This window comes from Acinetobacter calcoaceticus ANC 3811 (assembly GCF_000399665.1).
GTDB classification, from domain to species: domain Bacteria; phylum Pseudomonadota; class Gammaproteobacteria; order Pseudomonadales; family Moraxellaceae; genus Acinetobacter; species Acinetobacter calcoaceticus_B.
On the sequence record NZ_KB976986.1, the window covers coordinates 2,193,871 to 2,209,223 of the forward strand.

A 15,353-nucleotide genomic window follows, 5' to 3' on the forward strand; every position below is an offset into this window, starting at 1 on the left:
ATTTTTATGAATTTTTTGTAACTGCCAAAGCCTTATATAGTAAGGCTTTGAATATGTTCAATTTGAGAAAAATGTTTTTCTATCTGTTTTATTAAAACTAAAAATCAGATAATAAAAAACCCAGCATTTGCTGGGTCATTTTATTAAATTTGAGATTGAATATAGTTTTGTAAACCAATCAATTCAATTAAACGTAATTGCTTTTCTAACCAGTATGTATGGTCTTCTTCGGTATCTGATAATTGTTGACGCAACATATCACGGCTAATGTAATCGCCTTTCTCTTCACAAAGTTTGATACCTGTCGCTAGCTTTTCACGAACATGATATTCGAGTGCCAAATCAGCTTTTAAACAAGATACAACGTCTGTACCAACATTGATGTCTTCACGATGCATGTTTGGTTTAGCACCTAAAAACAATACACGGCGAATGATCGCATCAGCATGAGAAGCTTCTTCTTGCATCTCATGATCAATACGTTCATAAATTTTATTTAAGCCCCAATCTTCATACATACGAGAATGGATTAGATATTGATCACGGGCAGCCAATTCTCCGCCAATGAGCATATTTAAATAGTCTATGACTTCTGGATTGCCACGCATAATAAATCTCCTATCGTATGAAAACTATTATGGGCAATCTTAAAAATGATTGCAAAGTAAAAAATAGTTAAGTTTATGATTTTTATCAAATTAAAATGAGAAACATACGCATTTGCAGTTTAAGTTAATTAAATTTTCTCTGCAAAAAGAAACGCTTGTCTGATTTATGAGTTCAAACAAGCGTTAAAATATAACTAAAACCATCAATTTATAAATTTGTAACTAAAATCAATGGTTCTTATTTCGGTAGGGTTATTCGCTTAAGGTCTGCCCATAGTTCGCCATAAGTGATAAGAAATCAGTCTCATTCATAACAACAATACCTAGTTTTGCTGCTTTTTCTAGTTTCGAACCAGCCTTTTCACCCGCAACAACACATTTAGTTTTGCTCGACACGCTACCACTTACACGTGCACCTAATGCTTGTAGCATTTGAGTCGCTTGATCACGAGTCATTTGCTCTAATGTGCCTGTTAAGACCCAACTTTCGCCATTTAATGGCTGACGCGTTGGAGCTGTTGGTGCATCCCAATGAATGCCTGCTGCAATTAAGCGATCAAGCACTTCAATGTTGTGCGGTGCCAAGAAAAAGTCAGCAATCCACTCCGCAGTAATATCACCGACATCTGGGGTTTTCTTTAAAGCTTCAACATCAGCCGCTTTAAGCGCTTCTAAAGTTTGGAATGTATTCGCTAACATTCTGGCAGTAGTTTCACCTACCCCACGAATTCCTAAAGCATAAATAAAACGTGCAAGCGTTGTCTTCTTACTGGCTTCAATGGCATCAATCAAATTTTGTACCGATTTCTCGCCCATTTTTTCAATACCGAGTAAAGTTTCTCGGTGCTCATGTAAATGATAGATATCGGCAACATCTTTAAGTAAATCAAGATGTAATAAAGACTCTACCCATCGGTCGCCCAGACCTTCAATATCGAGAGCTTTACGTGATACAAAGTGACGAATCGCTTCAATTCGCTGAGCAGCACAATAAAGACCACCAGAACAACGTGCTAAAGCTTCTCCTTCAGGCATTACAACTGGTGAAGCACAAACAGGACAACTTTCAGGTAAATGTACAATTTCAGCGTCAGCCGAGCGGAATTCTGGCCAAACTTTTTCTACTTTAGGAATAACATCGCCTGTACGATAAACACTAACCGTATCGCCAACACGCACATCAAGACGATGGATTTCACCAATGTTATGTAAAGTTACATTGGAAACTGTTACTCCCCCTACAAATACGGGATTTAAACGCGCTACAGGCGTTAAAGTCCCTGTACGCCCTACTTGCCAATCAATCTGATCAACCGTAGTTAGTGCAGCTTGAGCAGGGAATTTATATGCCGTTGCCCAACGCGGCTCACGACTTAAGAAACCAAGTTGCTGCTGCTGTTTTAAGTCATCAACCTTTACGACCATTCCATCAATTTCAACTTGTAGATCTGGACGTTCTTTTTGAATTTGCTCATAGCGCTGCTGTACTTCTTGAATTGAATTACATAGATATTGACGCTCAGCAATTTCAAATCCAAGTTGTGTGAGCCATTGTAGGCTGTCGTGCATGGTCGTTAAGCTATGATTTGGTTCGCACTGGGCAATACCATACGCATAAAACGCTAAAGGTCTACTAGCCGCAATATTCGGGTCGAGCTGTCTTAAACTACCTGCTGCGGCATTACGCGGGTTGGCAAACGTTTTATCACCTTTTGCTTCCTGATCAGCATTAAGTTTCTCAAAACCAGACTTTGGCATGAGCACTTCACCGCGCACTTCAAGCAAACGTGGAATTTCAAAGTGATCTGAATGCAACACTTTAGGCAAGTTGCGAATCGTTTTGACGTTTTGAGTAATGTCTTCTCCGGTTTCGCCGTCACCACGTGTAACACCACGTGTTAACACACCGTTTTCATACCAAAGCGAAATCGCAAGACCATCAAGTTTTAGTTCTACTTCGTATTGTACTTTTTGGTTTGGTAGTCGCTCTTCTACACGGCGAGCAAATGCAAATAAGTCTTCCTGATTAAAAACATTCCCCAAAGAAAGCATCGGAACGACATGAGTCACACTTTGAAATTTAGAGAGTGCTTGTCCGCCTACTTTTGTTGTTGGAGAGTCTGGTTGAACCTGATCAGGATATTGCTCTTCTAAAGCTTTTAACTGGTGAAATAAATGATCGTATTCACTGTCCGAGATTGTCGGCTGATCCATCACATAATAGGCATGGTTATGCTTTGCAATCAGTTGAATAAGCTGACGCATCTGTTCGATCACGGAAGTTGTTGCCATTATGTTATTCACCATAAAAAAGGGTGGAAATTTCTCCACCCTGAGCTGCGACTAGATATGTTGCAATTATCGCAACGAACGTAAAAAATTAAAACTAGGCAGTCGCATGTGCCGGACGATAATCAATCACATGATGACGCCAGTGCTCTTTTAACTGTGGTGTAAATTCAAGATTATTCTCATCATAAACTTTGCCATCAATTTCACGAGCAATTAAACCGGCAATACTTGCCATCATGTCAAAACCAGTCACAGCTTTACTGTTTGGAAGCGCAAGGAAAAATGCCAACCCTTGAACTTGTTCACTAGATAAGGTTTCAAGGTCAAACCCAGCTGGTCCATTGTCTGTCATACGCAGTACTGAAAACATTAGTACGCTCGGCTCATCCGTATTTTCATAGCGATGGAAACATGACATTTCGCCATAACGTAAACCGTATTTTAATAATACTTTAAGTGCTTTATCGCCAGACAACGCGCGACGCGGATTCGGAAAGACATTTAATGCAATGATCTGTTCAGCGACCGCTAATGCACTTTCATCATCATAGCGTTGCTGTTCATGCAAATGTACGTCCAGAATATTACTCTCGCCTTCAAATTCAGCAATTTCGGCAGTTTCAATATTTGGGTTTAAACTCAACTCAGGCTCAGTTTTTTCGCTTTCAGATTTTAAGTTTTCTTCTGATAAAGCTTCAGCTTCTGATTTAACAGAAACGGTATTAACTAACTCAACTGAACTATCCGTGTTAATGGTAGAGCTTTTTACAGTTTCTTCAGATTTAATTTCATCTGAAGAGTTTTCAACAACTGGTTGAGTTGGTTCGGCTGAAATTGATTTAGCGGGTTCTACAGCCAGAGTTTCTGTTTGTTTTGTTTCACTGGCTTGTACCGATGTAGATTCATTTAACGTCGGCTCTACTCGCTCTGCGCTAGTCGCCGATACACGCTCGGCTTCAGCTTGCTCAAGCTGATCTCGCACATGCCTAGGTATAACTGGTTGATTACTATCAGGATTAATATGCAAATCACTATCTAATGAAGGTTCGGCATGGTTTGACTTTTTTAAAATCATTTTTAAGCCAATTAGCATAATAACAATGGCGACAACGATGCCAATAATCGTATTGATTTCCATTCTATGACTCCGAAACTAACCCGTATTCTTTTGCCTGTTCTAAATCGACAGTGACTAATTTTGATGTACCCGGTTCAGGCATGGTCACACCCAACAAATCAGTCGCCATGGTCATCGCCAGCTTATTATGTGTAATGTAAATGAATTGTACATGTTCAGAAAGCTCTTTTACCAAATTACAATATCTCTGAACATTCGCATCATCAAGTGGTGCGTCCACTTCATCTAACACACAAAACGGTGCCGGATTTAATCTAAAAATCGCAAATACTAATGCTAACGCTGTTAAAGCCTTTTCTCCACCGGAAAGTAATGCTAGAGAACTATTTTTCTTACCCGGTGGTCTTGCCATCAGTTTAACACCAGATTGCCAGTCATCTTCAAGGCTTAAACTCGCTTCACCACCATTAAAGACCTTTGGAAACAGATTTTGCAACTCTTGATTAATCTGATCAAACGTTGTCATAAACAACTTACGGGTTTCCTGATCAATGCTTTTCATCGCATCTTTTAGTTGAGTTACCGTATTTTCCAAATCTTGGATCTGGTGACTCAACTCATCAAAACGCTGAGAAACCTCTTCAAACTCTTGTGAAGCCGCCAAGTTAACCGCACCGATTTTTTCAAACTGTTTCTGTACTTTTTCCAGTTTTTGCTGGTGCTCGGTTAAATCTATCTGTAAAACTTTTTTGATTTCGGCATTTAACTCTTTTAGCTGTTCTTGGTAATGTTCACGATCTGACTTAGCCGCTTGCCATGCCAAACGCTTCTCTTCAAGTTGTTCTCTGAGCTGTTCATCTTTTTGTTGATATTGATGACGCTGATCTGTCAGGGTTTGTTGTTTTTCCTGCACGCTATTGAGTTCAAGCTGCCATTCATTCCAGTTCTTTTGCAACTTTTCAGTTTGAGCAAATTGTTGCTGAAATTCGGACTCAAGATTTGGTAACTCTAACTGAATAGGGTCAACAAATTTTTTCGCCTGCTCCATTTGAGCATTAATCTGCTGATATTGGCTCTGCAAAAATGAGATATCTTTTTCAAGTAATTCAATTTGTTGAGTTGTTTGCGTGCTATTACGACGTAAAATTTCACGTTCTTGTTGCTGATGTTGCAAAGCTTGTTGCTGTTCTTCTAGCTGCTCTGTTAACTCTTCTACCCGAAATTGCAAAGTTTTATAGTCAGGTAGAATGGTTTCAAGTTTGATTGCTAAAGCATGCAAATCAATTTCCAGATCATCTTTTTGCATTGCATCTTCTTCAAGCTGCATGTCTAGCTGAGCTAACTGATCTTTCAATTGTTGTTTTTGCAGTAAAAATGCTTGTGCTGCGGTTTGCTGTTTAGCAATTTGCACATCAAGCTGTTGTAAGTCTTTTTGTTTTTGTTTAACAACTTGCTGTTTCTGCTGCAAGTCAGACTGCAACTGCCCTAGTTTATCTTTTTGCTGAATTAAAATTTGATCTACTGTTTGTAATTCAGGTTGTTGCTTTTCAAGGGCTTGTTCAATTTCATCTAGACGAATTCGATGGCTCAGCATACCTTGTGCACTTTGACTCTCATCATCATACATAAGAGCAATCACCCAATCCTGCCCGACATGATAACCATCTATAGTCAAAATAGACTGACCATGTTGTAGTTGCTTCTGCTCATTTAAAGCACTAGTCAAATTTTGTACAATCGCTACATTCGAAAAGATTGATAACTGTGGTGAAGCAATCCAATCATTTAAACAAGCTAAATTACCTTTAAATTGACTTGTTTGCTCTGAAGGTTTTAACTGGCGAGCAACGCCTTCCTGAAAAGTTTGTTCGGTCTCAAGAATATGAGCTTGTAACCATTTCGCTAAAAACTTTTCAACAATCTGCGCATGTGGTTTGCCTTGCTCTGTTAACTGTAAAGCCTGCATTAAACGTAGTGCATTTTGATGTTGCTTTGGGCTTTGCTTAGCAACAAGCTGGCTTAGATTTTTTTGCTCTGAAAATAAAACCTGTATTTCTGTTTTCAGCGTTTGATGCTGATTTTTACTTGATTGATGCTGCTGTTGAGATTGCTCTAAACGTAGCAATTGTTGCTCAATTTCAGTTTCAAGTGTCGTGATTTCACGACAAAGCTGTTGTTGCTGTTGCTCAAATTCGCCCTGCTCATCTTCATGAACATGCGATTGAATCTGACTTGCTTGATGTTGCAACGTTTCTTTTTGCTGTTCAATGCGTTGAACATTTTTACCTAACTGCTCAATTTGGGCAGACATCTGCATTTTTTGCTGCTGTTGTTTTTCAACCTGAGCTTTTACTTGTTCAAATTGTTGCTGTGCTTGTTTTTGCTGAGATTGTAAATCGGCAAAGTTTTGTTCAGCTTCCGTTGCAGTATGCTCAATTCCAGTTAATGATTCAGTTTGTTCATCTAACTGATTATTCAGTGTTTCAAGTTGCAATTCCGAAAGTTGTAAACGTTCTTTAGTTTGGAATTTTTGCTGTTCTAACTGAACGAGAGTCATACTATTTTGCTGGTATAAACTCTGTTTTTGTTCCAGAGTCATTTTCAGTTCAGATAGTTTTTTCTCAGCTTGTTGCCACTCTTGTTGTAGTGGTGAAGATTGCTGAATGAGGCGCTGAAATAAAGCACTGGTTGCTTCTAAATCATGTTCAATCGTACTTAACTCTGAGCGAACCAATTTAAAAGTTTCACCCAATTCATTCATTTGAACTGTATATTCTTCTTGTAAGCGTACGCTTTTATCTGCCTGAAAAGATAAAATTTCAATTTTCAGGGTACGAATCTGGCTTTCCAGAGTTTTATATTGAACCGCTGTTTCGGATTGACGTTTAAGCGTCTTCAGCTGTGATTTTAACTCGAGGGCAATATCTTCTAAACGTGAAAGATTTTGCTCAGTATGCTCAAGATGTTGCAACGTTTCGCGTCGACGAGCTTGATAACGTGAAACGCCTGCTGCCTCTTCAATAAAGATACGCATTTCTTCAGGCTTGGCATCAACCAAACGGTTAATCATGCCTTGTTCAATCACTGCATAAGAACGCGGCCCTAACCCTGTTCCTAAGAAAATATCGGTGATATCACGACGGCGGCAACGTGTGCCATTTAAGAAATATTCGGACTTACCTTCACGGGTGACCTGACGACGAACGGCCAACTCATTATAAGCATTATATGATCCGCCCAATTTGCCATAGGTATTATCAAAACGTAGCTCAACACTCGCTACACCCACTGGCTTACGCTTGGAGGTTCCTGTGAAAATAATATCTTGCATGCTACCACCACGTAGCTGACGAGCATTTGATTCGCCCATCACCCAACGAATGGCATCAATTACATTTGACTTGCCACAACCATTTGGACCAACCACTGCTGTGCGGTTAGCCTTGAAATTTAAAGTTGTACTATCTGCAAAAGATTTAAAGCCGGAAAGTTTTAAACTGCTTAAACGCATAATGCCCTAACTAGCGGCGTGAGCGTCTTGCCCAGGCCAATTCAATCTGTTTCATTCGTGTCAGCGATTCCAACACAAGGTTACGTAAGTGTCGACAAAAATCTTCCATAAATAAAGCGGCTTGTTGTGATTTTCGGATCAAAATTGCATCAGTCACGAGTTTAAATAATTCAAATGCTTCTTGTAGTTCCCGCTTTGAGGTATTTAAGGTCAAAAAATAACTACGACGTAGTGAAGGTAGTAACTCTTTATAAAACTTCATTAGGTAAGGATTACCGACCATATCTTGCTGTTCAGCGAGATATTGAAAAACACCATCATAAAATTTTTCGATATCACCTGCTTTTACATGCTCAAATAATTGTTCTAATAAGAGCTGCAATTGATCTGCTTCATGTGCTCGCCATGTTTCACTGATGCGTTGAACAATATGCCCCAATAACATCATATTTGTGTCAAACAGTGCTTTAACCTGCTGTGCAGACATTTCTGAAACAATTGCCCCGCGGCGCGGAAATATCTCAATTAAATGAGTACGCTCTAATAATAACAATGCTTCACGAACTGATCCTCGGCTCACATCCAGCTCTTTGGCAATACGTAACTCTTGAATACGCTCGCCTTCAACCAGCTCACCACTAATGATCTGTTCGCTAATATATTTGACAATTTGCTCAGAAAGACTTTCTGTCTCTTCGAGATTCATAAATCACCCGCTACTTTTTATATGCATTAATCCATGCTTTTCTTTCGCATCCTTGTTTTTAACTGATCGCACCGATTAAAAACTATGTCATTGTCTGACAATTTTATTGCATTTTAAGCCAACCCATTTAAAAACAACACCCAAATCGGATGAATAAAAGCCCCGAATGTTCTTATTTTATTGAATAAAAAAAGCTCGAATTTCTAAAAACTCAAGCTCTTAAATCATAGTTCTAGCAAGATGAATATTTTATTTTCTAGTGCATAATCCCTTTATATATAAAGTAAGTACCTACCACCACTAACAAACAGGCAAAGCATTTTTTCAACATTTGTGGTGACAATGCATGAGCAACTTTTGCGCCAAACTTGGCTGTAACAAAACTCATGACACTAATGCCAATAAACGCATAGATGTGCACATAACCAATCGTGTTAGGTACAGAGATGTGTTCTTTTGCACCAAACCACATAAAGCCAATTGCACCCGCAACAGCAATGGGTAAACCACAAGCAGCAGAAGTTGCGACTGCTTTTTGCATAACAACGCCATGACGGTTTAAATATGGAACAGTTAAGCTGCCGCCCCCAATACCAAAAATTGCAGAGGCAATACCAATACCACCACCCGCCATAAATTGCATAGGTGTTGAAGGAAGCTGACGTGTTGGGTCAACAACCACATTTGCCCCTTTAAACATACGATAGGCCATCACAACCGCAAAAACACCAATAATGAGCTGTAAATGCTGACCAGACATCAGATCGGCAATACCCGCTCCTAAAAATGAACCAATCACCAGCCCAGGTGCTAAATTACGAAAAACAGGCCAAAGAACCGCACCCTTTTTATGGTGGGCCGAAACTGAACTAAAGGACGTTACGATAATGGTTGCAAGCGATGTTCCGACTGCAATATGCATGATTACCGCTGGGTCATAGTGCAACTGGGTAAAAACGACATAGAGGATTGGTACAATAATTAGTCCACCACCAACTCCAAACAAACCGGCAGTAAAACCAGCAATTGCGCCAATGAGTAAATATATGATTAACTCCATAAATGTTTTACCACTCTGCTCATATTCAACATGGATTTAGAGACTCGCCAACTACAACAACTTTTAAGCGCAAAAAACCAGCTTCCAGAAGTGGTTTTATTAAAAGCAACCACAACTTCGACCAATGATGATATTCGTGAAATTGCCAAAAAAGGCATTACAACGGGCTTGGTTTGCAGTGCTCAACAAACTCAAGGGCGAGGTCAACATCAACGGCAATGGATTTCACCTGAAGGAAACATTTATTTAAGCACATTGGTTCAAACTCGAACACCCTTAGATGGTCGCTTAGCACTTGAAGTTGCTCTAAATATTCTGCAAATCCCCCAGTTACAAGCTCTGAATTTGCAAGTGAAATGGCCAAATGATTTGTATAGTACGCATGGAAAATGGGGTGGAATTTTGGTCGAACCGCTTTCCCAGCATCAGGCTATTGTGGGCGTAGGCATTAATTTAAAAACACCACCAGTGACTGATAGTGATCAACCGATTACATCTCTAGAGGATTTAGGTCTAGAACAAATGAGTCGTCTTGAACTCATTTCAGAGCTTTATGTGGCGATTCAAAATGCAGCTCGCTGGTTTGATCATGGTTGCTACAACTTGGCTGGACGTTTTAATCACCATGCTGCATGGCTTAATCAGTTGGTGCAGTTCGAACATAGTCAGGGATTGGTACATGGTCGTTTTGTTGGAATTTCCAATGAAGGTGCAGTAATTCTTGAAACTCCTGAACCTCAGCAGTTTTATCAAGGTCGCTTAAGACCACAAGCAAATCAATAAACAGGTGTTCTTCCATGAAAAGTTTATGGCTTGATATCGGGAACACCCGTTTAAAGTATTGGATTACTGAAAATCAACAGATTATTGAACATGCAGCTGAGCTACATTTACAGTCCCCTGCCGATTTATTATTGGGTTTAATTCAACACTTTAAACATCAAGGTTTGCATCGCATTGGGATTTCTTCAGTACTCGATACCGAAAACAATCAACGTATTCAGCAGATTTTAAAATGGCTCGAAATTCCTGTTGTTTTTGCCAAAGTTCATGCTGAATATGCTGAGTTAAAGTGCGGCTATGAAATTCCAAGTCAGCTCGGGATTGACCGTTGGCTACAAGTACTCGCTGTAGCTCAAACAGATGAAAACTATTGCATTATTGGTTGCGGAACAGCGCTTACGATTGATTTAACGCAAGGCAAACAACATTTAGGTGGTTACATCCTCCCTAATTTGTATTTGCAGCGCGATGCGCTTATTCAAAATACAAAGGGCATCAAAATTCCAGACTCAGCTTTTGATAATTTAAACCCAGGCAATAACACAGTCGATGCAGTACACCATGGTATTTTGTTAGGCCTTATTAGTACGATTGAAAGCATTATGCAGCAATCTCCTAAAAAGTTGCTCCTTACGGGTGGAGATGCTCCTATTTTTGCTAAGTTCTTGAAAAAATATGATCCGGTCGTAGAAACTGATCTTTTGCTCAAAGGACTACAACAATATATTGCTCATTATCCTAAAGACTAAAATACAGAACAAAATAAAAGGCGCTATCTGCGCCTTTTATTTTATAAGTTTATTTCTTTTGGTCATTGTTGCCAAACAGTGGGCCCATTCCGCCGCCACCGCCGCCGCCAAATTGTTTTTGCATATTGCCTAATGAACGCATCATTTTGCTCATACCAGATGGATTCGCAAATTTCTTCATCATTTTAGCCATTTGTGCTTGTTGCTTAATGAGTTTATTCACTTCAGCAACATCCATACCACAACCAGCTGCAATACGTTTTTTACGACTCGGATTCATCAAGTCTGGATTACGGCGTTCTTTAACGGTCATTGACTGGATAATAGCTTCCATTTTCTTGACCTGTTTTTCAGGATTTGCTTGCTCAATCGCTTGCTGAATTCCTGCACCGCTCATGCCAGGCAACTTATCTAAGAAGCCCATCATGCCGCCCATACTTTTCATTTGCTCAAATTGCATCAGCATATCTTCAAAGTTGAAGCTGCCGCCTTTTTGCAATTTTTTAGCCATTTTTTCGGCTTTTTCTTTGTCGATTTTGCGTTCAACTTCCTCGACTAAAGAAAGTACGTCACCCATGCCTAAAATACGTTGAGCAACACGATCTGGATGGAATGGTTCTAAAGCATCAAGCTTCTCACCCATACCTAAGAACTTGATTGGCTTACCCGTAATTGCACGTACAGAAAGCGCTGCACCACCACGTGCATCACCATCAGTTTTAGTAAGAATCACACCCGTAAGTGCTAATGCATCATTAAACGCTTTAGCTGTATTTGCAGCATCCTGACCTGTCATGGCATCAACCACGAACAAGGTTTCAGTCGGCTTAACGGCAGCATGTAATTCTTTAATTTCGTCCATCATGTCTTCATCGACATGCAAACGACCTGCGGTATCGACAATCAATACATCAGCAAACTGGATTTTTGCTTGTTCAATTGCACGATTAACGATATCAATTGGCTTTTCAGAAGCATCTGAAGGAATAAAACCGGCACCAACTTCTGCTGACACAGTTTCTAACTGTTTAATCGCTGCTGGACGGTAAACGTCCGCAGAAACCGTCATTACTTTTTTCTTTTGACGTTCTTTTAAGAAACGTGCCAACTTAGCGGCAGTTGTTGTTTTACCCGCACCTTGTAAACCAGCAAGTAATACAACAACGGGAGGCTTAGCACTTAAATCAAGTGTTTCATTCGCCTCACCCATCATCTTGGTGAGTTCGTCATAGACAATTTTTACAAATGCCTGGCCTGGTGATAACTGAGTCATCACTTCTTGGCCCAATGCCTCTTCCTTAACTTTCGCGATAAATTCACGAGTTACAGGTAACGCGACATCGGCTTCAAGAAGTGCCATACGTACTTCACGTAAGGTATCTTTAATATTGTCTTCGGTCAGCTGCCCTGAGCCAGTAACATTTCTTAAACTCTGTGTGAGTCGTTCTGTTAAGGTATCAAACATTGCAAAATCCGCTTAAAATGGCTAGTTGCAAAAAAATCTTTCTCGAAATAGAAAATTTATGCATAGAATGCTATAGGATACTTTAGTTCGCAGCGAATTTATATCTTATATAGATGAATTAATCCTGAAAAAGGTTTGACATGATTAGCCTCCCCTTGGTTTACACAATTTTGGCACTCATCGCATATACCACTTCTTTCTGGTATTTGTTTATTCGTTTAATGTCAAAACGTGAACCAAACCCATGGTTATTTGCTTTTATTGCGACTTTGGCACTTCTGCTGCATGGTACAGTTTTATGCCATGCCATGCTGACACCAGCCGGCATTAACTACGATGTTTTTAATTTAGTATCGTTTACATCGTGGCTTATGCTGTTGTTAAGTTTAATTTTTAGTATTTTTCGCCCTATTGTACCGTTGAACTTATTAGGTATTCCTGTAGCGGCTATTGGCCTTATTTTAGGTTTTGCATTCAGCCGACCAAATCAATTTATTGAGCAGCATTCATTAGGCTTAGATACTCATATTATTCTTTCACTTTCTGCTTATGCAGTTTTACTGATGGCAACCATTCACGCTATTTTGCTATGGTTCCAAAATCGTGAACTCAAAAAGAAACAAAAAAAACGTTTTTGGGTCAATTTACTTCCGCCAATTCAGGCGATGGAGTCTTTGTTATTTGATCTGATCATTACTGGATTTATTTTATTAACGATTGCACTCGCTTTTGGTTTCTTGACGATCGATAGCTTCTTTGCACAGCATCTCGCTCATAAAACCGTATTTAGTATTATTTCTTGGTTTATCTATGGATCACTCTTGATTGGCCATTACAAACTTGGATGGCGAGGTCAAAAAGCGATTCGTTTTACCTTAATCGGTTTTGTGCTTTTGGCGATTGGTTTTATTGGCAGTAAATTTGTGCTTGAAATGATCTTAGGCCGTTAAATAAATTAAAACTTCTTCGATACTAGACAGCGTTATACATATCCCGTATAACGCTGTTTTCTTTTTGCTCAGGTGACACAGACTGTGAAACTCATACTCGCTCCAATGGAAGGTTTAACTGACCCGATCATGCGGGATACACTCACATCTGTTGGTCATTTCGACTGGTGTGTGACCGAGTTTATTCGAGTTACAGACAGTATTTTGCCAGACCATATTTACTATAGTTTTTGTCCAGAATTAAAAAATGACGGTAAAACAGCAGCTGGTACACCTGTTCATGTCCAATTCTTAGGTAACAATCCAGATATGCTGGCAGCAAATGCAGCAAGAGTTGTAGAGCTTGGTGCACCAGCAATTGATCTAAATTTCGGTTGTCCTGCAAAAACTGTAAACCGACACAGAGGCGGCTCTGTTCTTCTTGATGAACCTGATGTTGTACATATGCTCATTAAAGCAGTCAGAGATGCGGTACCTGCACACATTCCTGTTTCAGCAAAAATGCGTTTAGGTTATCTCGATGAAAACCACACCATGGAAAATGCCCACGCTGTTGAAGATGCTGGTGCAAGCTGGTTAACTGTACACGCTCGAACTAAAGCAGATGGTTACACACCTCCTGCTTATTGGGAAAAAATTCTGCCCATTAAAGAAGCTTTAAAAATTAATGTAATTGCCAACGGTGAAATCTGGAACAATGCTGATGCTAGAGCCTGTCAGCAACAGTCTGGTTGTGACGACTTAATGATTGGTCGTGGTGCGGTAACGACTCCAGATTTAACACAATGCATTCGCCAAAACATGGATGAAGCGTTATTTAGTTGGGAACAACTGGTTGATTTACAAATTCGCTTTTTAAACGGTCAGGCAAAGACAGAAATTGGTATGGTTGGTCGTTATAAGCAATGGTTAGGCATGATGACGAAAGCCTACCCTCAAGCGAAAGAATTATGGGACCAAGTTAAACGTATTAAAGCTTTGGATGAAATTGTCCAACAGTTAGAACACACCAGATCAGAAAACATTTAACGCAGTATAGTCAAAAAAAAGAGGGCGATTGTTTTTACAACCGCCCTCTTTCGTTTTTCAGGTTAAGTAATTATTTTTTCTAAAAGCCACTTACTTTCATTTTAAAGTCAGTTACAGAAACACCAGTGACACCAAAACTCCCCATTGAGCCATTCGGTAAATTATTAAACGTTGTTGTATTTTGGGTACCCATATTTCCTAAAGTGACATTATTAAGTGAAGCATCAAATTTACTTGATACGCCTGTATTTCCAAAAGTTAATCCAGTTGGATCAACACCTGCATAGAAACCATCAAGTACAAAACCTGTTGAGGTATTTGTGCCAGCAAATTTAAATCCAAATGTAGCACCCGTATTATCAGACACTAAAGTAATTGGACAACCTGCAGCAGCAGAACAAATAGATTGAATTGCCCCTCCAAATTTAACCATAACTGATTGAGCAGCATGGCCAAGCTGAATATTTAAACGAGGTTTATTAGTTTGTACAAAGTTAATATCCAGATTGCCAGTAGAACGGATCAGCTCTTTTACACCCGTATTTACTGTCGTTCCCGAACTAAAAATTGATTTTGGTGCATAGCTTGTTAGTGCGTAATCGGATGGACTAGATAAGGATGCACTTGGGGCTAAATAAACTGAAAATGGTAAAAGTCGAATACCATTTACATCACTCCCCATGGATACCGCTAAATTTAAAAAAGGATTTCCACCACCAGCATCGACATCCATTGCAATATTAAAAGAAGGATTACTCGATACGGCAGCTTTAATAAACTCTATGCCAGGAACCGGATTAGTAGAATTCCCTGCAATGACAAAGCCAGCCTTACTGTTATATGAAGTTGAAGCGATACCATTTGTATCAATCAGAGCGACTTGATTAAATTTAACTTTATCAGCCTGAATACCTAAGGTTAAACCATTTTGGCCCGTTGCTGCCGCAAGGCTTTGATCATCCAAAGGCTGCATTGCAAAAACACTTGAACTACTGGCAAGTAGCAACCAGCACCCTATATTTTTATTCTTCATGTCGCTCTAATCCTTAAGAGACAAACGCTTATTATTTGTTCAGACTATCAGAATAATATACAAGTACAAAACAATTATCCCTATAACCC

The 15,353-nt window shown here is 39.5% G+C and carries 12 protein-coding genes; 4 read left to right on the forward strand and 8 right to left on the reverse strand.

Going from position 1 to position 15,353, the window contains the following annotated elements; all coding sequences use genetic code 11:
* Positions 1-143: 143 nt before the first annotated feature.
* From ftn to F935_RS11585, 6 genes are all read right to left on the reverse strand, one after another.
* Positions 144-608, reverse strand: coding sequence for a heteropolymeric bacterioferritin subunit Ftn (gene ftn, locus F935_RS11560; RefSeq protein WP_001214863.1), 465 nt, complete (start codon positions 606-608; stop codon positions 144-146).
* 252 nt (positions 609-860) lie between these two features.
* The gene (gene ligA, locus F935_RS11565; RefSeq protein WP_016139094.1) at positions 861-2,900 is read right to left on the reverse strand and encodes an NAD-dependent DNA ligase LigA; all 2,040 of its coding nucleotides are present in this window, start codon (positions 2,898-2,900) and stop codon (positions 861-863) included.
* 94 nt (positions 2,901-2,994) lie between these two features.
* Positions 2,995-4,038 (reverse strand): cell division protein ZipA C-terminal FtsZ-binding domain-containing protein, encoded by a 1,044-nt coding sequence (locus tag F935_RS11570; RefSeq protein WP_016139095.1) that lies wholly within the window; start codon positions 4,036-4,038, stop codon positions 2,995-2,997.
* A 1-nt stretch (position 4,039) separates the two neighbouring features.
* Entirely contained in the window at positions 4,040-7,489 is a 3,450-nt protein-coding gene (gene smc, locus F935_RS11575; RefSeq protein WP_016139096.1) for a chromosome segregation protein SMC, read from the reverse strand.
* A gap of 10 nt (positions 7,490-7,499) precedes the next feature.
* Positions 7,500-8,195, reverse strand: coding sequence for a GntR family transcriptional regulator (locus tag F935_RS11580; protein WP_016139097.1), 696 nt, complete (start codon positions 8,193-8,195; stop codon positions 7,500-7,502).
* Positions 8,196-8,451: 256 nt separating this feature from the next.
* A complete protein-coding gene (locus F935_RS11585; RefSeq protein WP_016139098.1) occupies positions 8,452-9,255 on the reverse strand; it encodes a sulfite exporter TauE/SafE family protein in 804 nt (267 codons plus the stop codon).
* Positions 9,256-9,285: 30 nt separating this feature from the next.
* Here F935_RS11585 and F935_RS11590 point away from each other — a divergent pair, with 30 nt between their 5' ends.
* Positions 9,286-10,038 carry a biotin--[acetyl-CoA-carboxylase] ligase gene (locus tag F935_RS11590; RefSeq protein ID WP_016139099.1) on the forward strand — a complete coding sequence of 251 codons (753 nt, stop codon included), beginning with the start codon at positions 9,286-9,288 and terminating at the stop codon, positions 10,036-10,038.
* 14 nt (positions 10,039-10,052) lie between these two features.
* Positions 10,053-10,787: a pantothenate kinase gene (locus F935_RS11595; protein ID WP_016139100.1), complete on the forward strand. Its 735-nt coding sequence runs from the start codon at positions 10,053-10,055 to the stop codon at positions 10,785-10,787.
* Positions 10,788-10,836: 49 nt separating this feature from the next.
* Here the strand turns inward: F935_RS11595 and ffh are convergent, their stop codons facing one another.
* Entirely contained in the window at positions 10,837-12,252 is a 1,416-nt protein-coding gene (ffh, locus tag F935_RS11600) for a signal recognition particle protein (RefSeq protein WP_005048705.1), read from the reverse strand.
* 140 nt (positions 12,253-12,392) lie between these two features.
* On the opposite strand from ffh, the gene F935_RS11605 reads away from it, so the two are divergent.
* Both F935_RS11605 and F935_RS11610 read left to right on the forward strand, forming a co-directional pair.
* The gene (locus tag F935_RS11605; protein WP_016139101.1) at positions 12,393-13,202 is read left to right on the forward strand and encodes a cytochrome C assembly family protein; all 810 of its coding nucleotides are present in this window, start codon (positions 12,393-12,395) and stop codon (positions 13,200-13,202) included.
* A gap of 84 nt (positions 13,203-13,286) precedes the next feature.
* Entirely contained in the window at positions 13,287-14,231 is a 945-nt protein-coding gene (locus tag F935_RS11610; RefSeq protein WP_016139102.1) for a tRNA dihydrouridine synthase, read from the forward strand.
* 79 nt (positions 14,232-14,310) lie between these two features.
* Here the strand turns inward: F935_RS11610 and F935_RS11615 are convergent, their stop codons facing one another.
* The gene (locus F935_RS11615) at positions 14,311-15,264 is read right to left on the reverse strand and encodes a DUF6160 family protein (RefSeq protein ID WP_016139103.1); all 954 of its coding nucleotides are present in this window, start codon (positions 15,262-15,264) and stop codon (positions 14,311-14,313) included.
* Positions 15,265-15,353: the final 89 nt, after the last annotated feature.

Coding starts and splice junctions, on each gene's coding strand:
- F935_RS11570 (WP_016139095.1), bottom strand. CDS start 4,038: ATGGAAATCAATACGATTATTGGCATCGTTGTCGCCATTGTTATTATG.
- F935_RS11605 (WP_016139101.1), top strand. CDS start 12,393: ATGATTAGCCTCCCCTTGGTTTACACAATTTTGGCACTCATCGCATAT.
- F935_RS11595 (WP_016139100.1), top strand. CDS start 10,053: ATGAAAAGTTTATGGCTTGATATCGGGAACACCCGTTTAAAGTATTGG.
- F935_RS11580 (WP_016139097.1), bottom strand. CDS start 8,195: ATGAATCTCGAAGAGACAGAAAGTCTTTCTGAGCAAATTGTCAAATAT.
- smc (WP_016139096.1), bottom strand. CDS start 7,489: ATGCGTTTAAGCAGTTTAAAACTTTCCGGCTTTAAATCTTTTGCAGAT.
- ftn (WP_001214863.1), bottom strand. CDS start 608: ATGCGTGGCAATCCAGAAGTCATAGACTATTTAAATATGCTCATTGGC.
- F935_RS11585 (WP_016139098.1), bottom strand. CDS start 9,255: ATGGAGTTAATCATATATTTACTCATTGGCGCAATTGCTGGTTTTACT.
- F935_RS11590 (WP_016139099.1), top strand. CDS start 9,286: ATGGATTTAGAGACTCGCCAACTACAACAACTTTTAAGCGCAAAAAAC.
- F935_RS11615 (WP_016139103.1), bottom strand. CDS start 15,264: ATGAAGAATAAAAATATAGGGTGCTGGTTGCTACTTGCCAGTAGTTCA.
- ligA (WP_016139094.1), bottom strand. CDS start 2,900: ATGGCAACAACTTCCGTGATCGAACAGATGCGTCAGCTTATTCAACTG.
- ffh (WP_005048705.1), bottom strand. CDS start 12,252: ATGTTTGATACCTTAACAGAACGACTCACACAGAGTTTAAGAAATGTT.